At 40.4% G+C, this 21,609-nt stretch carries 21 protein-coding genes; 17 read left to right on the plus strand and 4 right to left on the minus strand.

The genetic code is table 11. The features are described from left to right. Positions 1–252: 252 nt before the first annotated feature. Positions 253–477, minus strand: a complete 225-nt coding sequence (locus LC091_RS16480) for a DUF1128 domain-containing protein (protein WP_010191662.1) — start codon at positions 475–477, stop codon at positions 253–255. A 192-nt stretch (positions 478–669) separates the two neighbouring features. On the opposite strand from LC091_RS16480, the gene LC091_RS16485 reads away from it, so the two are divergent. Continuing rightward, positions 670–1,026: a YtxH domain-containing protein gene (locus LC091_RS16485; protein ID WP_226683125.1), complete on the plus strand. Its 357-nt coding sequence runs from the start codon at positions 670–672 to the stop codon at positions 1,024–1,026. A 54-nt stretch (positions 1,027–1,080) separates the two neighbouring features. Further along, positions 1,081–1,905: a YihY/virulence factor BrkB family protein gene (locus LC091_RS16490; RefSeq protein ID WP_223492312.1), complete on the plus strand. Its 825-nt coding sequence runs from the start codon at positions 1,081–1,083 to the stop codon at positions 1,903–1,905. Positions 1,906–2,138: 233 nt separating this feature from the next. Here LC091_RS16490 and LC091_RS16495 read toward each other — a convergent pair whose 3' ends face one another. Beyond that, complete coding sequence (locus LC091_RS16495; protein WP_226683126.1) at positions 2,139–4,040, minus strand: heavy metal translocating P-type ATPase; 1,902 nt, start codon at positions 4,038–4,040, stop codon at positions 2,139–2,141. A gap of 268 nt (positions 4,041–4,308) precedes the next feature. Between LC091_RS16495 and LC091_RS16500 the strand changes: the two genes are divergently transcribed. Then, entirely contained in the window at positions 4,309–5,262 is a 954-nt protein-coding gene (locus tag LC091_RS16500) for a DMT family transporter (protein ID WP_226683127.1), read from the plus strand. Positions 5,263–5,290: 28 nt separating this feature from the next. Here the strand turns inward: LC091_RS16500 and LC091_RS16505 are convergent, their stop codons facing one another. Together LC091_RS16505 and LC091_RS16510 are read right to left on the minus strand one after the other, a co-directional pair. Next, positions 5,291–5,440, minus strand: a complete 150-nt coding sequence (locus tag LC091_RS16505; protein ID WP_010191652.1) for a BH0509 family protein — start codon at positions 5,438–5,440, stop codon at positions 5,291–5,293. Between the two features lie 164 nt (positions 5,441–5,604). Then, entirely contained in the window at positions 5,605–6,768 is a 1,164-nt protein-coding gene (locus tag LC091_RS16510; protein ID WP_226683128.1) for an MFS transporter, read from the minus strand. A 150-nt stretch (positions 6,769–6,918) separates the two neighbouring features. Here LC091_RS16510 and LC091_RS16515 point away from each other — a divergent pair, with 150 nt between their 5' ends. From LC091_RS16515 to anmK, 14 genes are all read left to right on the plus strand, one after another. Further along, positions 6,919–7,299, plus strand: coding sequence for an OsmC family protein (locus LC091_RS16515; RefSeq protein ID WP_226683129.1), 381 nt, complete (start codon positions 6,919–6,921; stop codon positions 7,297–7,299). A gap of 531 nt (positions 7,300–7,830) precedes the next feature. Beyond that, entirely contained in the window at positions 7,831–8,577 is a 747-nt protein-coding gene (map, locus tag LC091_RS16520; RefSeq protein WP_226683130.1) for a type I methionyl aminopeptidase, read from the plus strand. A gap of 28 nt (positions 8,578–8,605) precedes the next feature. Further along, positions 8,606–9,316: a hypothetical protein gene (locus LC091_RS16525; RefSeq protein ID WP_226683131.1), complete on the plus strand. Its 711-nt coding sequence runs from the start codon at positions 8,606–8,608 to the stop codon at positions 9,314–9,316. A gap of 137 nt (positions 9,317–9,453) precedes the next feature. Continuing rightward, a complete protein-coding gene (locus LC091_RS16530) occupies positions 9,454–10,449 on the plus strand; it encodes an N-acetylglucosamine kinase (protein WP_226683132.1) in 996 nt (331 codons plus the stop codon). Between the two features lie 6 nt (positions 10,450–10,455). Continuing rightward, positions 10,456–11,307 (plus strand): MurR/RpiR family transcriptional regulator, encoded by an 852-nt coding sequence (locus LC091_RS16535; protein WP_226683133.1) that lies wholly within the window; start codon positions 10,456–10,458, stop codon positions 11,305–11,307. Positions 11,308–11,340: 33 nt separating this feature from the next. After that, complete coding sequence (gene murQ / locus LC091_RS16540) at positions 11,341–12,252, plus strand: N-acetylmuramic acid 6-phosphate etherase (protein ID WP_226683142.1); 912 nt, start codon at positions 11,341–11,343, stop codon at positions 12,250–12,252. A 23-nt stretch (positions 12,253–12,275) separates the two neighbouring features. Continuing rightward, on the plus strand, positions 12,276–13,598 hold the full coding sequence (locus LC091_RS16545; protein WP_226683134.1) for an ABC transporter substrate-binding protein: 1,323 nt from the start codon (positions 12,276–12,278) through the stop codon (positions 13,596–13,598). Positions 13,599–13,659: 61 nt separating this feature from the next. Then, on the plus strand, positions 13,660–14,580 hold the full coding sequence (locus LC091_RS16550; protein WP_226683135.1) for a carbohydrate ABC transporter permease: 921 nt from the start codon (positions 13,660–13,662) through the stop codon (positions 14,578–14,580). Between the two features lie 108 nt (positions 14,581–14,688). Further along, complete coding sequence (locus tag LC091_RS16555; RefSeq protein ID WP_404819697.1) at positions 14,689–15,492, plus strand: carbohydrate ABC transporter permease; 804 nt, start codon at positions 14,689–14,691, stop codon at positions 15,490–15,492. 9 nt (positions 15,493–15,501) lie between these two features. After that, positions 15,502–16,611, plus strand: a complete 1,110-nt coding sequence (locus LC091_RS16560; protein ID WP_226683137.1) for an ABC transporter ATP-binding protein — start codon at positions 15,502–15,504, stop codon at positions 16,609–16,611. Positions 16,612–16,660: 49 nt separating this feature from the next. Then, positions 16,661–17,335: a hypothetical protein gene (locus tag LC091_RS16565; RefSeq protein ID WP_226683138.1), complete on the plus strand. Its 675-nt coding sequence runs from the start codon at positions 16,661–16,663 to the stop codon at positions 17,333–17,335. 9 nt (positions 17,336–17,344) lie between these two features. Beyond that, positions 17,345–18,505 carry an exo-beta-N-acetylmuramidase NamZ family protein gene (locus tag LC091_RS16570; RefSeq protein WP_226683139.1) on the plus strand — a complete coding sequence of 387 codons (1,161 nt, stop codon included), beginning with the start codon at positions 17,345–17,347 and terminating at the stop codon, positions 18,503–18,505. 16 nt (positions 18,506–18,521) lie between these two features. Next, positions 18,522–20,126 (plus strand): beta-N-acetylhexosaminidase, encoded by a 1,605-nt coding sequence (nagZ, locus tag LC091_RS16575; protein WP_226683140.1) that lies wholly within the window; start codon positions 18,522–18,524, stop codon positions 20,124–20,126. A gap of 2 nt (positions 20,127–20,128) precedes the next feature. Beyond that, positions 20,129–21,316: an anhydro-N-acetylmuramic acid kinase AnmK gene (gene anmK, locus LC091_RS16580; protein WP_226683141.1), complete on the plus strand. Its 1,188-nt coding sequence runs from the start codon at positions 20,129–20,131 to the stop codon at positions 21,314–21,316. The last annotated feature ends 293 nt before the right edge of the window (positions 21,317–21,609 follow it).

Consider the following 21,609-nt stretch of genomic DNA (forward strand, 5'->3'; position numbering starts at 1 on the left):
GCAGATGGAGAAGGGGCTAGTACTATGATTGTTAAAGGGTTGAATGTTAATTTTTGAGATTTTCAGCTGTTGATTGGAACAAATGCCGAAGACTCCTGCGGGGGAGTAGCGGCAATGTTGAGACCCCGCAACGAAGTGAGGAGGCTCAAGGTCGCCCCGCGGAAAGCGAAGGCATTTGTGGAAATCAACAGCGGCGTTTAACAAAGTATATAATAAAAAACACCTACCGAAGTAAGTGTTTTGTAAGTCGTATTATTGTTTACGCAGGTTGCCGAGTTCTTCTGCGATTGCTTGCATTTCGTTGGGGCTAAATGATGGTTTTCTCATGACAAGTTCATAAATGTCCTTTAGCTCTTCGTACATCTCTTCATCAAAGTGTGAGGGCTTGATGGCACCAAGGTTTAATACTTTTAGTTTTCCTTTAATTGCTTCGATCATATATTCTACATTTTCAGTTGATTTTTCTGTTAAGTTCATTTGAACCGTCCTTTCGTACAGAAGCTTTTCTTTATTTTATCATGAATAGAGAAAAAACAGTATCTTCTTCTGGAAACTGGGGTATTAAACCATTACAAGAGTCGTGAAAGTTTCGAATTATGTTTATAATAAGGGTAAGTATGACGGAAGATGAAAAAAAAGAAAAACTAAATGGATAGGAGAGAGGTTAATATGGGGAACAGAAATAAATTAGTCGATGGTATGTTGATTGGGGCACTTATTGGAGGGGCCATTTCTTTATTTGATAAAAATACAAGAACCACTGTCATACATAATGGTAAGTGTGTTGGTGGAAAATTAAAGTATGCGATACAGCATCCACAAGAAATTGCTGATTCAGTACGGCTTCAAATTGAATCTGTTAAAACAACAGTGGAAGATGTGACTAATGATATTGATTACCTCCGTTCTAAAGTGAATGAGTTAAAAGAAACGACACCGCAGATGCTTGAGATAATTTCTGAAACAAAAGAGGTCATAACCAAGCATTTGGATTCAGCAGAGCGCAAAAATAAAAACTTGTCGTAAGGTGGACTTGCTCACAATAGAATAGAGTAAATGAGTCGTTCTGGAGGAGAGTGAATGGGAATTTTACGTTTTGGAAAACAGCTGTTTCATCGCCTGGACCGGAATGAAGCATTGGGAATGTCAGCAGAGTTAGCGTACTTTTTCTTATTATCTCTTTTTCCGTTTCTTATTTTTTTACTTACGTTGATTGCCTATGTTCCAATTACACAAGATGATGTATTGGGAGTTATTCACCAATATGCTCCTGGAGACACGATGCTTCTTATTGAGTCGAATGTCGTACGAATACTAAATGAACAACGCGGTGATTTATTGTCATTTGGTATCATCGCGACCATTTGGTTTGCTTCAAATGGAATCAATGCGATTGTCCGAGCATTCAATAGGGCTTTTGATGTGAATGAGAACAGGCATTTCTTTATTGTTAGGGGCACGGCAATCTTGTTGACCCTTGCGATGGTATTTGTCATTATTGTGGCGCTTTTATTACCTGTTTTCGGTAGGGAAATCGGTTTGTTTATTTTTTCTTCTTACGGTCTGTCGGAAGAATTTATCACCATTTGGAATACCATTAGGTGGGGAGTAAGTTTTGTCATTTTGTTTTTTGTTTTTACCTGTTTGTATTTGGCTGCACCTAACATCAGGTTGCATTTGAAAGATGTACTTGCAGGTTCTTTTTTTGCAACGATCGGCTGGATGTCCGTGTCTGTGTTGTTTTCCTATTATGTGAGCAACTTCGGGAACTATACAGCGATGTATGGAAGTCTTGGAGGAATCATCGTGTTGCTTGTGTGGTTTTACCTTTCAGGCCTGATGATCATCATTGGTGGGGAAATCAATGCGATTCTTTTACAATGGAAAAAGAGCTTTGTGCGATAAAAAATTCCCAGAAAACTTTTTTAAGTAAAAGGGAAATCTATTATTGAAAGATACTCTAACCATATAGGAGGGACCTTTCATGACAAAGCATACGAAAAAAGATGGCGGTACAAAACAAAACTCCAAGCACAAACCGAAGAACAAAACTTCAGGTAGTGCAAATGGACAAAATGGATACCACTAGATAGCAAAAAGCAGCGAGGCATGTGCCCGCTGCTTTTTAGATGGTGAATTTATCGCAATAATCTTAACCCGTTTAAGATGACAAGTATGGTACTTCCTTCATGGCCTATTACTCCGAAAGGAAGGTCGATGAATTGAAGGAAGTTAGAACTGATTAAAAGCATAATAACAGTTATGGAGAAAATAACATTTTGTTTAATAATCTTGTTCATCCGCTTTGAAAGTTTGATGGCTTCGGCAATTTTAACAAGGTCATTTTTCATCAAAACGACGTCAGCGGTTTCTAGTGCCACATCTGTTCCTTCACCCATGGCTATGCCCACATTTGCTGTTGCGAGTGCGGGAGCATCATTTATCCCGTCACCAACCATGCCGACAATATTATATTCTTCTTTTAGTTTCTTTACCGTTTCTACTTTAGTCTCCGGCAAGCATTCTGCGACATATTTTCCGATAGCGGCCTGTTTTGCAATGGCAGCAGCTGTGCGATCGCTATCACCCGTAATCATGATGGTTTGAACCTGTAGGGCTTGCAGTTGTTGGATGGCTTCTACGGTTTCTTTACGTATAACATCTTTCAACGCAAGGATGCCGACAATTCCTGTTTCGTCTCTTACGTAAACAACCGTCTTGCCTTCATTTGTAAAGGTTTCTGCAGCGCCATTCCCAAATACCTTGGCAGCATCTGTACCAACAAAGTCTGCCTTTCCGACAAGGTATTCATTTTCATGTAGACTGCCTTTTACTCCCCAACCAGCCTTGTCATCCAAATGATCTGGACGTTGCAGCGGTTTAGCGATATTCTTTTTGGCATATGCAGTGATAGCTTGTGCCAGTGGGTGGTTGGAATAGCTTTCAATAGAGCCGACAATATATAAGAATTCCTCTTGTGAAATGTTTTCACGTACGACAACATCTGTTACTTCTGGTTTTCCTTTGGTTAGCGTACCTGTTTTATCAAACGCAATGGCTTGCAGATGGCTTAAGTTTTCTAGGTGAACGCCTCCTTTAAATAAAATTCCTTTGCGTGCCCCATTGGAGATGGCCGACAATGTTGCTGGCATAATGGAAGCAACAAGTGCACAAGGGGAAGCAACAACTAGTAAAATCATTGCTCTATAAAATGTTTCGTTCCAACTCCATCCCAACAGAAAATGGGGGAGGACCATCATGATGGCCACAACGCCAAGGACAATTTTTACATATGGCCCTTCAAAACGCTCTAGAAACTGTTGAGAAGGTGACTTTTCACTTTGTGCATTTTGGACAAGATTAATAATTTTTTGGAACAAAGTTTCTGTAGAAAGTTTGGTAACTTCCACTACAATGGAGCCGTTCACATTCATCGTTCCCGCATAGACCCCATCACCTTGTTTTTTCTCAAGGGGGATTGATTCGCCAGTGATAGCAGCTTCATCGATTGCGGATTCCCCTCTGACAATGTTTCCGTCAGTAGGGATGCGCTCGCCAGGTTTAACAAGTACGTGATCACCAATAGCGAGTTGGGAAATATGCACTCTTACTTCCATGTCATCCTTTATTCTTAATGCTTCCTCAGGTTGAATGTCCATTAGTGCGGAGATTTCTTTTTGACTCCGATTCAAGGTGTAAGTTTCCAGGGCGCCACTTAAAGCGAAAATAAAGATAAGGATAGCGCCCTCCATCCAATACCCAATGATGGCGGCACCAATGGCCGCAATAATCATCAGCATTTCGACATTCAATTCTTTTTCTTCTATAGTATCTTGAATGCCTTCTTTAGCTTTAAAATAACCTCCAATTAAAAAAGCAAGTATGAATATGGGGACCGCAGCCGTCTGTATATCAAGCTTTAACAGGACCCAGCCTGTAAAAATAAGAATCCCTGAGATAATAGCAAAAATAAGTTCAATATGAGTGGTGAACTTGTTAAAAAGTGAATCTTTCTGTAGGTTTTCTGTCATTTTTTTCATGCAATCGACCTCCTAATTGAGAAAAATAATCAACATCATTAGCCTTATTAAATGACGAAAGCTGCCATCTATCGTGATAGCAGCTACACTTTATAAGGAGTATCTCTTAATGAGAGTAGTTATCAATAAATTATATTAATTATTATCTAGTTATTATTATAGATTATTATCTGAAAGATATCCAGTATTTTTTCTTTTCCAAGACTATACAGTATGTACCGTGTGATTCTTCTGTGTATAATGTAGCTTGGAGAGAAGGTGAATAGCCGTGACGGCTGAAAAATTTTTCACAAGCAAGCTTGGTATCATTGCAGCGGCGATGTTTGCAACATTTCTGTGGGGCAGTGCTTTTCCTGCAATAAAATTAAGTTATACAGCTTTAGATATAGGAGCGAATGAATACGACAAGCAACTTTTGTTTGCCGGCTATCGATTTTTCCTCGCTGGAGTCATGATCTTTATATTTTTTACCCTATTCAAACAATCGTTAAAACTGAGAAGAGCGACAATCGTTCCATTGGCACAGTTAGGGCTTGTACAGACTTTCTTGCAATATTTATTGTTTTACTTTGGATTAAGCTATTCAACCGGCATGCAGGGAGCTGTTATTGCTGGAACAGCTTCGTTTTTTCAAATCCTGTTTGCGCATTTTTTATATGCTGACGATTCATTGTCTGTACGAAAATGGCTTGGAATTGCCCTCGGCTTTGGAGGAGTGTTGATTGTTAATTTACCAAAAGCAGGGGCAGGTTTTCAATTTGGAATAGGAGAATTATTGTTGTTGCTGGCCATGATGGCTTCTGCCTATGGAAACATCATGGCAAAAGAACGCGCGGCGTCGATGGATGTTTCCTATTTGACGGCTTATCAAATGTTGTTCGGGTCAGTAGGACTGATTGTCGTTGGTGGAGCGAGTGCAGGGTTTCTTCCGTTTGAGTTTAGTGGTTATACGCTGTTACTTGTGGTGTATCTTGCATTTTTATCTGCAGCAGGATTTATATTGTGGAACAATGTAATGAAATATAACAAGGTGGGCAAGGTGTCCATGTACTTGTTCCTTGTCCCTGTATTTGGTGTCCTGTTATCTGGTGTTTTTTTAGACGAGGTTATGCACTATACAATTTTGATTGGTTTAATGCTAGTGGTTGTAGGCATTATTATTGTTAATGGACAGAAGGCATCTGATAAGACAGCAAAAGAAAAACTGCAATCTTCCGCTTGATAGAGGAGGATTGCAGTTTTTTGTTTGTTTAAAGACTCTGATGGATCATCATTTGCTCGTATACATTATTGTATAAGTGCTCGATGTCTGCATCCGTCATAAAAGCTAACGATTCACGATCCGCCTTCTTCATCACTTCAATAAAGTTAATCATGTTTTTACGTTCTTGTCTGCTCATATTACTTTCTCCTCCTTTGTATTAGTACAGTGTATGTTCGATTGATATTATTATATAACAGAATATTTAGAAATGGAACAACTTTTTGAAAGTTTTTTAAAAATGGGAGTTTTAATTAAAAACAGGCGAACCCAGAAGCTGGATTCGCCTGTTTTTTTCTTTTTTTACCCTTTCACCGCAACCAATCCGCGCTCTCCAAAAGAGTATGTTAACAGAAATATTACAAACAGCAAAAAGCTGATGATGTGGAAAAAGCTGATGTCTGAAAAGTATTGAATAAAAAGTCCTCCAAAGAATGGACCTCCCAGACTTCCAATACTAAAGGCTATTCCGCACATAAGGTTACCAGTTGGGAGCAGGTTTTTTGGCATCAGGTCGGTCATGTAGCTGATACCGAGCGAGAAGGTAGATCCGACAAGCATTCCTGCGATAAAGATGCATACTGCTAATGCGATGAAAGTTCCTTCAAGGAAACTCGCCGTCACAAAACTTAAGCACCCAAGAGAGAGAATCACCAATAAGATGTTCCGACGACCAAATTTATCGCTCAGTATCCCAAGAGGCAGCTGAAAGACAATTCCACCAATCGCGAAGGATGCAAGTAATACAGAAACATTTCCGACTTCAATACCTGTTCGCAAAGCATAAATGGGGAAACTACCATTCAGTGAAGCTTCCAAAAAGCCGTAGCCTAAAGGCGGCAGGAACGCAATCCATCCGTATTTCCAAGCTTTACGAAAACGTTTGATGGTCTCGAAGAAGGAGTTTACTCCAAGTTCTTGGTCCGGATGCTCATTTTTTAGGAAAAATAAGAACAACCAGCCTATCAAACAAAGAATGGAAGAAACGATAAAAGGTAGGGCCTGATTAATTTCGACCAGTGGAGTCATTAATGGTCCGGTCGCAAAGCCTATTCCAAAAAACACCCCGTAGAGAGATATATTTCGGCCACGTACATTTTCAGCAGAAAACGAGGTGATCCAAGTTTGTGTTGCAAAGTGCAAGGCGTGGTCCCCAATTCCAATCAGCAACCGCAAAATAAACCAGAACCAAAAGCTTTGCCATAATGGAAAAAGGGCTAGAGACACAACAACTAGAAAACCACCGACCAATATAACAGGACGATAGCCGTATTTACGTAAAGGCTGTTCCATAAAAGGCGATGCAAGTAAGATTCCAATATATAAAGCAGTAGCGTTCAATCCATTCAAAGTGGAGGAGACGCCACTATTTTCAAGTATAACAGCTATTAATGGTAACAGCATTCCTTGGCTAAAGCCGGAAACTGCTACAATGGAAACAAGGATCCAAAAACGAAAACGATTCATAAGATGCAACCTCGAAATTTAAGTATTTTTACCATCCCTAATTCTACATAACTTATGACCATATTGGAATGGATAATATTTAGCAAACAAAAAACTGGCAGGAATATTTGCCGATTTGCTATTCTATAGAAAGAAGGAGATGACAGCCAAATGGAATTCAAAATGAAAGAAGTCGGATTTACAACGAATCTAGAATACGGTGAACTACATGTAGCAGGGGATGAGCAGTATGGTTTCCGTCCATATCAGTTGATGGTATCTTCCATTGCCGTCTGCAGTGGAGGCGTGCTGAAGAGCATACTAAAGAAAAAACGTCTAGAGATTGAAGACATAGCGATAAAAGCGGATGTTACACGAAATGAAAAAGAAGCAAACCGAATTGAGAAGATACATATTCATTACACGATTAAAGGTACGGACCTAGTGGAGAGCAAAATTGAGTCTGCCATTGAGCTTGCTAGCAAAAACTGCCCTATGGTTCAATCTGTTAAGGGCAGCATTGAAATTGAAGAGACATTTGAATTGGTTTAATATTTTTTGAAGCACTGTCCAGTGAGTTGGATGGTGCTTTTTAGTTTGTGTGAATGGGAATTGCCCTTACTAGAAGTGGTTTTAGGTAATTGGCTTCCTCATTAAGGGAAGATCTAAAAAATTGAGCTGATTTTGCCCGAAAATCAACAAAAACCCCCACTTTTATGCACCTCAAAATTGGTTCGGTCAATTTGCCCAGTGGTTCGGACACTTTTATCGTGCTATAGCAGGGGGTTCGGACATTTGAGGGTGGGGGTTCGGTCAACTTTTCTCCACCTTCGGCCACCCCAAAATTTCGTTCGGACATTTACCGTCAATCTTCGGTCAACTCTGCCAAATCTTTGGTCAAAATCGCAGAAACTTCGGTCAAAAATCTAAAATCTTCGGACATTTAGAATTCCGAAATAAATAGAAGGCCCCAAAAACTATCCCAAAACACTTTACCACAAGTATTTTCATAAACTAACTATCATCTTTAAAAAAGGAAAATTTTATAATATATAGAATACAAACAGATAAGGGTGCAAAACAATGATAATTCTAAAATCGGAAAGAGAAATTGAAGCAATGGCAAAGGCGGGGAAACTTTTAGCTGCCTGTCACAGACGATTGGCGAAGATGATCAGACCCGGTGTTACCACCATGCAAATTGATAAATATGTGGATGCCTTTTTAAAAAAGAATGGCGCTAAATCGGAGCAATACGGTTACAAGGGGTATCAGTTTGCTACTTGTGCCTCCATTAATGATGAGATTTGTCACGGATTCCCGAGGGATACTCCGTTAAAAAAAGGAGATCTTGTTACGATTGATATGGTAGTTAATTTAAACGGTGCACTCGCAGATTCGGCCTGGACCTATGCCGTCGGTGACGTAAGTGAGGCGGCGCAGAACCTGATGAATGTGACGAAGAACTCCCTATATATTGGAATGGAACAGGCTGTTATCGGAAACAGGCTTGGTGATATCGGTCATGCCATTCAAACCTATGTAGAAGGAGAGGGATATTCCATTGTCCGTGATTTTACCGGACATGGCATTGGTAAAAACATTCATGAAGAGCCGCAAGTCTTTCATTTTGGCTCACCTGGGCGTGGTGTTCGTCTAAAAGAAGGAATGGTTATTACCATTGAACCGATGGTAAACGAAGGAACTTGGCGAAGTAAGATGGATGATAATCGATGGACGGCGAGGACAGTAGACGGAAAGCTTTCTGCACAATATGAACATACTATTGCCATCACAAAAAATGGGCCGGTTATATTGACAGAGCAATAGAAAGAGGAGGAAAAAGTTGATAAGGAAAATGAATGATTTAACCACCTATGAGTGGATAGAAGAAGAAACAGTCAGCATAGACCCCATAAACTGGAATGGCGGCAGGGTGTGCAATCTAATTCCTAATCGTTATACCCACTATTGTAAAATCATGAATTCGACTTTTTACCGAGACCGAGGCATTACAGATGAGACGCTTCTCTGGAACCAGATTCCTCCGAATGAAGAGGTGACAATTGATTTGGGTGAAGGGATCACCCTCAAGGAGCTCGCTAAAAAGTATGACATCACATTTGACAATAAGATCAGCACCAAGGCGATTGAAAGGAAGCTGGGAGGTTATCCAAGATATTTGATTTTTCCAGATGAAGGTCGTATAAATATGGATGTGCTAAAGGAAATGACCCAGGTATTGGCACCCTTTAATGAACATAAATCATGTTATTTCTTTTATAACATCCTGAAACTTATTGGTAGGATTCCTGAAGAAGAAGTGGAAAACGGACATCTGTATACTGGCAAACTCAAAGATATATTCACTATTTACAACAAGGGGGAAATGGACGGCCTGGCATCCCCTACATATTGGTGGCCTGAAGACCGCAGCTGGTTCATATCCACTGACTATGACCTTGATTTCACTATTTTCGGTGGAGGTAAACAGCTTTTCAACGCATTAATGTCCAATGAAAAATTAGAATGTATAGAAGTGGATTTGGACACACGAGTTGATAACTAAAAACCATTCAAAACCACTCACCCCGAGTGGTTTTTTAGAACCATTTTTGAAATTTAGTTTCAAAATTAAAAATAATCGTTGACACTAAATATCAGAAATTTTATACTTAAGTTATTAAAAGTGTTAGGGGAAAGACAATGATTATAGGCATTGATGGGGGAGGCACCAAGACTACAGGAGTGGCTGTAGACGACAGTGGAAAGATCACTGCATTTAAAACGGTAGGTCCTTCTAATCCCAATAGTTCGTCAGAGGAAACAGTTCGTCATGAAATCAATGAATTGTTTTCTGTTTTAACAAAAAGGAAAGCGCTTACAGAGGAAGATGTTGTTTTTGCAGGAATATCAGGTGTCGAAAGTGGCGGAAAAAAAGAGTGGTTCATCAAGTTGTTGAGAGAGTTCACAGGTCCGCTTGCCAACATTTTCGTTGATAACGATGCTGTGACAGCACTTTATTCGGAAACAAAAGGCCAACCAGGAATTGTATGTATCAGCGGAACAGGTTCTATCGCCTTCGGTATTAATGAAAGCCAAAAACGTGGCCGCGTGGGTGGCTGGGGTTTTCTTATTGGCGATGGGTATAGTGGATTTGCATTAGGAAAAAGGGCGTTGGAACATATTTTTTCTGAATTTGATTGTGGTGAGTTACCTGAAGAGATGGCAACTCTGATTCTCAAAAAATTTAATGTGAAAACAGTACCGGAACTGATACCCAACATGTATGAGTTGGGGAAAAGTCGGGACCGAGTTGCCTCCATTGCTAAAATCGTGATAGAGCTTTCCGATACAGGTGATGAAAAAGCTACCAAATTCCTACATGAAGCAGCAGATTCCATGTTCAAAGATATTACTTTACTATTTCATAAGTTATATGAGCACGAAGGGGACCACACGCAAATTCCTATCGTGTTAACAGGCGGAATCAATCAGCATGCAAAGTTGATAATAAACTATCTAAAAGAAAAAGGATTGAAAGAGCGTTCGCCGTTTTCTTTCAAGTTGGCAGCCCAACATCCTGTGGCAGGTGCTATCTATGCTGCTCATAAGGAAACGGGAAAAAGCATCACTCCAATCTTTATAAAAAGGTTGGAAGAAGAGTTAACAATACGGATGAAAACGGAAGTAAAAGGATGATAGAAAATGAATGGTGGACTATTACGCTTACGTGAAGCGTTATCAACAATTAATCCGGCGGAGAGAAATGCCGCTACTTTTATACTTGAACACCCTGAGGAAGTTTGCACATTATCTGTAAAGGAATTAGCTGATAAAAGCAATTCTAGTCAAGCGGCTATTATTAGACTTTGTAAGAAAATCGGCTTGGACGGATATAAAGAATTAAAGCTGCGCATCGCGGGAGATGTTACAAGCATCTCGTCTAACAGCCAAGAAGCATATCATGAGTTTAGATATAACGCAGATATTCCGACATTTATGAAAACCATTACCGAAAACAATATTAAATCTTTACGCGACACATTGGAATTACTTGATAAAGAGGAAGTAACCAAAGCAGTCGAGTTGTTACATAAAGCACATCGAATAGACTTCTACGGAGTGGCTGCCTCACAACTCATCGCACAGGATGCTCAACAGAAATTCATGCGGATAAACAAACTTTGCACTGCATACAGTGACTCCCATCTTCAACTAACTTCTGCTACAACGATGACCAAGGCTGATGTAGCGGTTGGGATTTCTTATTCGGGAGAAACAATACAGACGATTGAAGCTATCAGGGAAGCGAAAAAGGCAGGAGCTGTAACAATCGCCATAACGAAATACGGTACAAACACGTTAAAAGAGATTTCGGATATTAATTTATCCATCTCTTCCATGGAATCATCCATTCGAAGTGCGGCAACTTCATCTAGAATCTCGCAATTGAATGTAATAGACATATTATTCACAGCAGTTGCTGCGATGGACTTTGAACAATCAGTCGAATATCTGAAAAAATCCAGAGAAACAATCAATAAGACTTACAGATAATAAGAGTTACATAAAAAAAAGGTGATGGTGATGATGGGATTAGAAAATTTGCAAGATTTAGTGACGGAGCAGCAGAACTTGAAAACATTAAAGATCGATCGTAAATCTACGGAAGAAATTCTCGAAGTCATCAATGAGGAAGACCAAACAGTACCTTTTCATATTAAAAGGGAAATCCCAAGCATTGCTGCGGTGGTGGATCAAGTGGTGAAATCCTTTGAAGTGGGAGGTCGGCTCTTCTATGTTGGTGCAGGGACGTCCGGTAGAATCGGAATCCTGGATGCATCCGAATGTCCTCCGACTTTTGGAACCCCCTCAGAAATGGTAAAGGCGATTATTGCAGGCGGAGAATCGGCCATTTTTAAAGCGGTGGAGGGTGCAGAAGACAGTGAAGAACTTGGTGCCTCTGACATACATAACAACGGTGTCAGGCTTCATGATGTGGTAATTGGAATTACGGCGAGCGGAAGAGCACCTTATGTGATTGGTGCGCTAAAGGAAGCGAAGAAACTTGGTGCAAGTACAGTTTCCTTCACCTGCACAAAGGATTCTGCCCTTAATAAAGTAGCAGATTACAAGATTAATATAGAGGTTGGCCCTGAAGTAATTACGGGATCCACAAGAATGAAAGCTGGTACCACCCAAAAGCTGGTTCTAAATATGATCACAACTACTTCCATGGTGAAACTAGGAAAAGTTTATAACAACTTGATGGTGGATGTTCAACCGTTGAATAAAAAACTGGTGGATCGTGCAAAAAGGATTATCCAAAATGTAACCGGCTGCTCGTTTGAGGAAGCTAGTGAGCTTTTTGATCAATCAGAGGGTAATCCGAAAATCGCTATTATTATTTACACCTGCCAAGTCAGTAAAGACAAAGCGGCAGAGTTATTAAAAGACGCAAATGGATTCGTTTATAAGGCTATAAAGGCTTATAATAAATAAAAATTTTCAAGGGGGAATTGGTTTTGAAAAGGGGTTTAAGTTTAATGATGGTCATGTTGCTTGTAGCTGCCGTGGTTCTTGGTTGCTCCAACAATTCATCGACATCATCCGATGGAAAAGACGTTGTAACAGTTTGGACATATCCTGTTCATGGTGAATATGAAGCAGAATTAGAAGAGTTAATTGCTTCATTCGAAAAAGAAAATGAAGATATTAAAGTAGAATATGAAGTACTAAGCTGGGCGGAAGGTCCACAGAAGTTTGATATTGCTTTGAACTCTGGTAATCCACCGGATGTTTATTTTGGCAAACCACAAGGTAAATATGTGGATTCCGGTTTGATTGTAAACCTTAATGACAAGTTAAATGTTTCTCAAGATGACTATAATGAAGTTGCTTTAGACTATATGAAAATTGAAGATAACCTATATGGATTGCCAATTTACATGTTCTTACATGTATGGGGTGGAAACAAACAAATGTTAGAAGCAGCCGGCGTTGACTATGAAAAGATCCAACAAGAAGGCTGGACTTGGGATGAGTTTGAAGAACTAGCATCTAAAGGTGTTGGCAAGAAAGACTCTGGTGAAGACACTTACGGGTTTGTATTCCAAGGAAACAACGAAGAACTTCTTGTTCATTTAGCGATGAACAATGGTCTTCCAAGCCGTTATAATGCGGATGGAACGACTTGGAATGACGATAAAATCTTAGACACGATGAAATATATTTCGAACTTGGTTGATTCTGGCATTATGCCAAAAGAAACAGCTGCAGTTGATCCTGCAAAACGTATGGAACTGTTCTATAACCACCAAGCAATGTTCTTTGGGCGCGCTATCCCTTACTTCGACCCTGTAGTAGAAGCTCATAATGAAGAAATCAAAGCAGGGAAAATTGAAGGAGAGGAAGTAGATTTCGTTCTATTGCCAATCCCTCATAACGAAGGGGAAGAGCAAGTATCATTTGGTGGATCTGAAGGATACATGTTATTCACTCAAAAGAATGCTAAAGAAGAACACTTGAATAATAGCGTAAAAGTATTAGAACACCTAACAAGTGCAGAAGCTGGTAAAGCTGCAGCAGCATTGGCATTGCCACAAGTTCATAAAGATGCTGAAGGCAAGTTTGAAATGCCATTGGCGCCTTATAATGAAACGGCTGCGGAAGTTCTAGCTTCTAAAGTTTTACCACCAGCAAACGCAAGTGCTGAGATGGCAGCAAAAGATGATCGCTTCCGTACAGAGGTAGTCATCCCAACATTCCAAGGTCTACTAAGCGGTGAATTGACTCCTGAAGAGGCGTTAGAAACCTTTAAGACCAAAGGTGAGGAAATCTTTAAGTAAGGTAGAAGGAAAAGAGGAGGGGGTAACGCTCTTCCTCTTTTATTTATAAGGAGGTGTAGACATGTCAGCGAAACCAGCAGCAACTGCAACAACCAATAAATTTAATTTCTCCCAGTTTATAAAAGATTATGGATGGTGTTATGCCTTCATAGCTGTTCCTATCATCCTCTTTCTAATGTTTACACTATTTCCAGTAGGATACGCCTTTATTATGAGTTTTCAAAACTATCATGTGTTAGGTTCCACTTGGGTAGGGTTGGAAAACTATCAAACGATGGTGAATGATGATATTTTTTGGAAAGCAATGTGGAATACATTTATTTTCACAGTAGGTACAGTTCCGGTGAATGTGGCCATCACTCTATTCTTGGCAGTGTTAATCTTTCCACGTGCCAAAAAGGCTCAAACTTTCTTCAAAGCGTCGTTATATCTTCCAACGGTAGCTTCTGGGGTAACCATCGCGTTAGTGTGGTTCTGGATTTATGATCCAACCACTGCAGGACTTTTCAATATGTTTCTAGGTCTTTTTGGTATCGATAACATCATGTGGCTCGGGCAGAGTAGTACAGCATTATTTTCTATCATGCTAATGTCTTATCTTACAGGACATGGCGCCGGTATTATTCTTTACCTCGCAGCACTTGGAGGGATTCCCAAATCTCTTTATGAGGCCGCAGATATCGATCATGCGTCTGAGTGGTCGAAATTCAGAAACATCACCTGGCCATTATTAAAGCCTACTACTTTATACCTTTTAGTAACAGGCATCATTATGAGTTTCCAAGTGTTCATGAGTATCTATCTTATGACTCAGGGTGGTCCTAACTTTGCGACTACCACTATTGCTTATCTAATTTACACACACGCATTCGAATATTATAAATTTGGTTTGGCCGCGGCAGAATCATTTGTGCTTGGAGCGGTGATCATTGTGGCATCTGTCATCCAATTCAAAGTCATGTCATCTGATGTGGAATTTTAGGAAAGGAGGAAACATCTTTTGGAAACGACAACAGTAAGCAATCAAAATTATGCAGATATTGCCTTGAAAAAAGAAAAAGCAAGAAATCGTAAAAAGAAGATTTATAGTGTGATCAGTTACAGCATCCTTATTTTATGGGTCATTATCACGATCATTCCCCTTTATTGGATGTTAATTTCCTCCTTCCGGGATACGACTGTCAGTGTCTCCTTTAAACCTGAATGGTTTCCGTCCGAAGTGACACTTGCGACATATGTTCGATTTTTGACAGAAACAGATGCAATGCGTTGGTTATTTAATAGTATTTTTGTATCATCCGTCTTAACGTTATCAAATGTTGTTTTCTCTTCTCTAGCAGGGTACGCATTTGCGAAACTACGATTCCCAGGAAGAAATACTATTTTCTGGTTACTGCTAGGTACGATGATGATTCCCGCACAGGTAACACTAATTCCGGTTTATATCATGATCGTAAATGTATTCGGGCTGGTAGATACATATTTAGCCATTATGCTCCCGATGTTTACCGTAGTGGGCAACATCTTCTTGATGAAACAGTATATGTCTACACTTCCGACCACTCTCATTCAAGCTGCCCGTATCGACGGATGCAGTGAGATTGGTATATTCAGAAAGATTATTTTACCGATATCTAAGCCTGGTGTGGCTGTGTTAGCAATTTTCACGTTTGTGTCTACCTGGAATGAATTCTTTTGGCCGTTCCTTGTTACGCAGTCCAGTTCCATGAGAACGATACAAGTTGGATTGGCTAGCTTTAAATTCCAAGATGCAACAGATTATGGGGCAATGATGGCAGGATCGATGCTCGCTGCACTGCCGATGTTCATATTGTTCTTTGCATTACAGCGTTACTTCTTACAAGGAATTACAATAGGTGCAGTGAAAGGATAGGTGGAAGAAATGGCAAGTATCATTATGGAAAACATCACAAAAACCTTCGTGGACGAAAAGCGTGGCGGAACCTTCACTGCTGTAAATGATGCCAGCTTTGAGATAAAAGATAAAGAGTTCCTCGTATTTGTAGGACCATCCGGATGTGGAAAGACGACTTCCCTCCGCATGATCGCAGGACTTGAAAGACAAACTTCAGGAAATATTTACATTGGAGATAAAGTAGTAAACAATATGCACCCAAAAGATAGAGATATTGCAATGGTGTTCCAAGATTATGCGCTATATCCCCATATGACCATCGAACAGAATCTCGAATTTGGATTAAAAAACATGAAGGTATCCAAAGAAGAAATTAAAAAGAAGGTTCAATATGCTTCCAGAATTCTGGGACTTGATGAGATGCTTGATAGAAAACCAAAAGAATTGAGTGGAGGACAACGACAACGTGTGGCTGTTGGTAGAGCCATTGTCCGAGACCCGAAAGTGTTCCTTTTTGACGAACCTTTATCCAACTTGGATGCCAAATTGCGTGTGCAAATGCGTATCGAGTTGGCAGAATTACATCAGAGATTAGGCGCAACAATTGTATATGTTACACATGATCAGGTGGAAGCAATGACACTTGGAGAACGGATTGTCGTTATGAATAAAGGGGAAGTCCAACAGATAGCTTCACCGAGAGAATTGTATCGTAACCCCGCAAACATGTTTGTGGCAGGTTTCATCGGTTCCCCTCCAATGAACTTTTTCGATGCTGTGCTTGAAACGGTATCTACCCTCAGAATTGGTGACATTACCTTCACTATTCCAGAAGGACTTGTAAAACAATATTCAGATTATGTCGGGAAGAAAGTAATACTTGGTTTACGACCGGAAGATATTTATGATGAAGAGTTTGCGTTTACCGTTCCAACCAACAATAAAGCGGCCATAAAAGTTAAGGCAATGGAACATCTAGGTGGAGAAAACCTTGTGTACTTCTCGATTGGAGAACGAATGATTACCGCAAAAGTACATGGTGAGAGTTTTGTCCGACCTGGAGAAGCGAAAAATTATGTATTCAACTTAGATAAAATGCATTTATTTGATCCTACAACAGAGAAAAGAATATTCTAATAAGCTTTAACGATTACAACTAAGAAAAGATTTTAAAGGAGAGAGTGTAATGGATGGATTAACACAAATTATAAGAGTCACAGGGAGAGAATATTATAAACATATAGTTTCTATGGTCATGATCAGCCTTATAATGGTGACGGTACTTAGTCCATCCTTCTTTCTTATTAAACTGCCATTTTCTATTGTATACGTGATGATCGTAGTGGGGCCTTTGTTTGTGGGGGCTGCCTGGGCGGTTCAACAGTTATTGCTTGATAGAAGCACATCTGTCATTAAGAGTTTCTTTCAGGGAATAAAGAAATATTTTCTTCCAAGCATCGGGTATAGCTTATTTTTATCCTTTTTCGTCATCATCATTGCTGCTTCTTGGTGGCATTACAACCAAGTGGGTGGAACGTTTGCTTTTGCATTAGCGTGCTTTCAAACCTATTTCTGCGGCATGGTTTTCTTAAGTCAGATTTATACCGTTCCTTTATTGGTGAAATTCGAGTATTCATTAAAGGATAGTATATTTACGAGTGTAAAACTTCTAGTGAAAAATCCTTTGTATACCATTCTATCGTTCTTCCAGATCTTATCGGTCTTTGCTTTATTGTTATTAACTGTCGTGGGCCTTTTTATTATTTTCCCTGCCCTTGCGACACTTTTCAATAATATTGTAACAAGTACTGTCATTGCTACAGAAGAAAATATGGATAGTTGGGAAACGGTAAATATTTAGGAGGGAAACATGGCTAAAGTCTTATATGGAATCGACCGTTTTGTAGATGAAAAACCAGATATGTGGAGTGGAAAACGAATTGGACTTGTTACGAATCAAACAGGAATCACTTCTGATTTCCGCTCTACTATCGATGTGTTGAATGAGATGGAAGGAATAACCCTTCATAAACTATTTGCATGTGAACATGGCGTAAGAGGAGATGTTCAGGCAGGAGTGCATGTAGAAGATTTTATTGATGAAAAGACAGGGTTGCCTGTTTTTAGCTTATACGGACCATCCAAAAAGGTATCTACAGAGTTGTTAGAAGATGTAGATGCCATTTTTTTTGATATTCAAGATGTAGGAGTAAGATTTTATACATATTTAGCGACAGTTAAGTACATCATGGAGGCCTGTCAGCAGACTGGAACGGCGTTTGTGGTAATGGACCGTCCTAATCCCATTGCACTGCTTATGTCAGGAAATATCCTGGAGTCAGAGTTTGTTTCATTTGTCGGCCCTCATTCCTTGCCGGTTTGTCTTGGTTTGACGATAGGGGAATATGCAAGGTTGATTCAAAAGGAGTTATACCCGGAGGTTGAGTTGCATGTTTACGAGGTGGAAAACTGGAATCGGAGCATGTGGGGCGATCAATGGCAACAGCAATGGATTCCGCCATCCCCAAACATTCCGCACTTTTCCACAACTATGTATTATCCCGTTACATGCTTTATCGAGGGGACGAATCTTTCGGAAGGAAGGGGAACAACCAAGCCGTTTGAATGGATTGGTGCGCCATGGTTTAAGCCGGAAGAGATGATTAAGCATTTTGCAGATAAAAACCTGGCAGGTGTAGAGCTTATTCCAGCTTATTTTACGCCAAACATGAGTAAGCATGCTGGTGAACTTTGTAAAGGAGTGCAACTTTTGGTTACAGATCGCGACTCTTTAGAAGTTTCCAAAGCAGCATATGAGTTTTTGCATTCTATCTTTTCCGTTCATGAAGAGGCAACGTGGCTAGAACCATTTAAAGAGGGCATGCCCCCCTTTGCTGACCTATTGTGGGGAACGGAAAAAGTCCGGATGGGAATCGACGCCCTTTTACCTTATGAGGTGGTAGCAAAAAGCTGGGACAAAGGTTTAGATGATTGGAAGAAGCGAATAGATTCCATATTACTTTATGATTGATAGAGGAGGACTTGGAATGAAGACAATTCACGAGATGACATTGCAGGAAAAAGTAGGTCAATTGTTTGTTGCAGGCTTTCACGGTACTACCCCTTCTGAGGAGATAGTGAAACTAATAAAAGATTATCACATTAGTGGAGTCATTTATTTTGCAAGAAATGTGGAAGATCCTAAACAAGTTCAAGCGCTTTCTAAAGGATTACAGAAAGCTGCAAAGGTTGTGGGAACAGCTCCACTCTTTATTTCCATTGATCAGGAAGGCGGAATGGTTGCCCGAATAACAGAGGGTGTGACGTTAAGCCCTGGCAACATGGCACTTGGCGCAGGTAGAGATGAAGAGACAGTTTACCAGCTAGGAAAAGTAGTGGGGAAGGAACTCCGCTTGCTTGGGATAAACATGAATTATGCGCCGTGCATCGATGTGAACAACAATCCTTTAAACCCTGTCATCGGTGTTCGTTCTTATGGCGAGAGTGCAGAGTTTGTTGCAAAGATGGGGGTACAAGCGGTGAAGGGATTGCAGGATGCCAATGTTTCCGCTGTTGTAAAACATTTTCCCGGGCATGGAGACACTAGTGTGGACTCCCATTTAGACCTCCCTGTGGTTCATCATGATTTAGAGAGATTAAAAGAGTTGGAACTGGTTCCTTTTAATGAAGCGTTTAAGCAAGGAGTGGATGCAGTTATGATCGCCCACGTTGCATTTCCTTCTATTGATCCAGAGAAAGTACCTTCCACTTTATCTCGAAAGGTGGTAACGGATTTATTACGTAATGATATGGGCTATGAAGGCGTGGTTATGACAGATTGCATGGAGATGAACGCAATTATTGATTACTACGGCATAGAGGAAGCTGCTATCTTGGCAGTCGAGGCGGGAATCGATCAAGTCCTTATCAGTCATACATTTGAGCGCCAGACAAGGGCGATAGAAGCGGTTATAAAAGCAGTGGAGTCGGGTCGTATCTCATTACAGTACATTGACGAAGCGGTGGAGAGGGTTCTTACATTGAAGGAAGCACGTAATCTTCAGGAAGAGAGTGCTGAATGGGCGGATTGTCAAGGTGAAATCGGTTCTGTTGATCATACAGAACTTGCACAAAAAGCCAGTGAGGCGAGCATTACTTTGGTTAGGGAAAATGAGAGGATAATCCCACTTCAACCGGAAGAAAAGATCCTTTTGATATCTGTAGATCCTTATGTTACTTCAGGAGCAGATGATACTTTATATTCAGAGGTCACCATCGGTAGCTTTTTAGAGGAAAAGTTGCCAAATCTAACAGAAGTTATTGTTTCTGTCACTCCAGAGGATGAAGTGGTAGAAGAGTTGATTTTAGTAGCTTCTGGTGTGGATAAAATAATGGTTGCCACATATCAAGCCGTTCAGCACGTTTCTCAGGCGGATCTTGTTCGAAGACTTGTTACGAAATATGGGGATAAAGTAGCCGTCATTGCACTAAGAAGTCCATATGATGTGGATAAGTTCCCAGAGGTATCCACCTATATCCTTACTTATGAAAGCAGGAAGCTTGCCCTTCAATCGGTTAGTAAATTCCTTTTAGGCGAAATAAAAGCAATAGGGAAACTGCCTATCACACTTGGAACAGCAAGGGTAAATTAACCATGCTACAAAAACTATTAAACGTTACAAGTAAACCAGAACGGATCGGTATCGGCATCATGTCTGGAACATCTGTGGATGGTGTGGATGTTGCGATCATTTCTGTAAGAGGCAGTGGCGAAAAGCTGAGTTATCAACAACTTGCCTTTGATACGGTGGATATTCCTGAAGCGTTGAGGAGTGAGATTTTTAAACAGTTTAATCCTGCTGAGAGCTCTGTGGATAAACTGTGCAGTCTTAACTTTGAACTTGGGCAGTTATTTTCCATAGCTGCGCGTTCGGTTGTGGAAAATGCAGGTTTGCGCTTGGAGGATATTGACTTCATTGGGTCTCATGGTCAAACGATCTATCATATACCTGTAGATCAGCAAGATAGGGGCTTAGTAAAATCGACCATGCAGATTGGAGAAGCATCTGTACTTGCAGAGGTTTTTAAATGCCCTGTTGTTTCTGATTTCAGGGTGCGCGATATGGCTGCAGGTGGGGAAGGTGCACCATTAGTTCCTTATGTTGATCATTTACTTTTTCGGTCAGATAGGGAGAATATCGCCTTGCAGAACATTGGAGGAATAGGGAATGTGACCTATCTCCCTAAAGGTGGTTCTGCTTCAGATGTGATCGCGTTTGATACAGGACCGGGGAATATGATTATGGATGAGACGATGAATATTTTGACGGAAGGTAGGTTTCTTTTTGATAAGAATGGAGAGCTTGCGGCAAAAGGTACAGTCAACGAAGAAGTGTTAAATGAGTTGATGGCACATCCTTATTTTACGTTGCCTGTACCTAAAAGTACGGGTAGGGAGTTGTTCGGGGCCGCCTTTACTAGAGAGCTAGTTGATAGAATGCTTGGGAAGAGACTTTCTTCCGAAGATATTTTGGCAACGGTCACGATGTTTACAGCTATGACTATTGTAGATCAATTCGATCGATTCCTGCCTGTTGGAGGTGGAGTTGACACTCTTGTTGTCAGTGGGGGAGGGGCTTATAATGCCACTCTTCTTGAGTTCCTGAAGGAGTTAGGTGATTTTACTGTGAAAACGCAGGAGGATCTTGGATTTTCCAGCGAGTCTAAAGAGGCGGTTGCTTTTGCTATATTGGCAAATGAGACATTATTCGGTTTGCCTAATAATGTACCTACTGCTACTGGTGCGGCTAAGCAGGTGGTGCTTGGGAAGTTGACGGTTTGAGAATTGTGAAAAGCAGCAGGGAGTTGAGTTGAAGACTTCTCTCGAGCGAAAATTAAAAGGAAGAGGTCATAATGAAGACATCTCTGACTGTGAAAATCGAAAAGAGAAGTCTTCATCGGTGTTATGAAGACATCTATGACTGTGAAAATCGAAAAGAGATGTCTTCATCGGTGTTATGAAGACATCTCTGACTGTGAAAATCGAAAAGAGAAGTCTTCATCCGAGTTATGAAGACATCTCTGACTGTGAAAATCGAAAAGAGAAGTCTTCATCCGAGTTATGAAAACATCTAT

It is taken from the genome of Sutcliffiella horikoshii, assembly GCF_020524325.1.
Classification (GTDB): Bacteria; Bacillota; Bacilli; order Bacillales; family Bacillaceae_I; genus Sutcliffiella_A; species Sutcliffiella_A horikoshii_D.

Bases quoted from the DNA above. Each gene is read 5' to 3' on its own strand.
- LC091_RS16485 (WP_226683125.1), top strand. From the start codon at position 670: ATGGGGAACAGAAATAAATTAGTCGATGGTATGTTGATTGGGGCACTT.
- LC091_RS16535 (WP_226683133.1), top strand. From the start codon at position 10,456: ATGAATGGTGGACTATTACGCTTACGTGAAGCGTTATCAACAATTAAT.
- LC091_RS16505 (WP_010191652.1), bottom strand. From the start codon at position 5,440: ATGAGCAGACAAGAACGTAAAAACATGATTAACTTTATTGAAGTGATG.
- LC091_RS16530 (WP_226683132.1), top strand. From the start codon at position 9,454: ATGATTATAGGCATTGATGGGGGAGGCACCAAGACTACAGGAGTGGCT.
- LC091_RS16510 (WP_226683128.1), bottom strand. From the start codon at position 6,768: ATGAATCGTTTTCGTTTTTGGATCCTTGTTTCCATTGTAGCAGTTTCC.
- LC091_RS16560 (WP_226683137.1), top strand. From the start codon at position 15,502: ATGGCAAGTATCATTATGGAAAACATCACAAAAACCTTCGTGGACGAA.
- LC091_RS16495 (WP_226683126.1), bottom strand. From the start codon at position 4,040: ATGAAAAAAATGACAGAAAACCTACAGAAAGATTCACTTTTTAACAAG.
- LC091_RS16515 (WP_226683129.1), top strand. From the start codon at position 6,919: ATGGAATTCAAAATGAAAGAAGTCGGATTTACAACGAATCTAGAATAC.
- LC091_RS16570 (WP_226683139.1), top strand. From the start codon at position 17,345: ATGGCTAAAGTCTTATATGGAATCGACCGTTTTGTAGATGAAAAACCA.
- map (WP_226683130.1), top strand. From the start codon at position 7,831: ATGATAATTCTAAAATCGGAAAGAGAAATTGAAGCAATGGCAAAGGCG.
- LC091_RS16525 (WP_226683131.1), top strand. From the start codon at position 8,606: ATGAATGATTTAACCACCTATGAGTGGATAGAAGAAGAAACAGTCAGC.
- LC091_RS16565 (WP_226683138.1), top strand. From the start codon at position 16,661: ATGGATGGATTAACACAAATTATAAGAGTCACAGGGAGAGAATATTAT.
- murQ (WP_226683142.1), top strand. From the start codon at position 11,341: ATGGGATTAGAAAATTTGCAAGATTTAGTGACGGAGCAGCAGAACTTG.
- LC091_RS16480 (WP_010191662.1), bottom strand. From the start codon at position 477: ATGAACTTAACAGAAAAATCAACTGAAAATGTAGAATATATGATCGAA.
- LC091_RS16490 (WP_223492312.1), top strand. From the start codon at position 1,081: ATGGGAATTTTACGTTTTGGAAAACAGCTGTTTCATCGCCTGGACCGG.
- nagZ (WP_226683140.1), top strand. From the start codon at position 18,522: ATGAAGACAATTCACGAGATGACATTGCAGGAAAAAGTAGGTCAATTG.
- anmK (WP_226683141.1), top strand. From the start codon at position 20,129: ATGCTACAAAAACTATTAAACGTTACAAGTAAACCAGAACGGATCGGT.
- LC091_RS16550 (WP_226683135.1), top strand. From the start codon at position 13,660: ATGTCAGCGAAACCAGCAGCAACTGCAACAACCAATAAATTTAATTTC.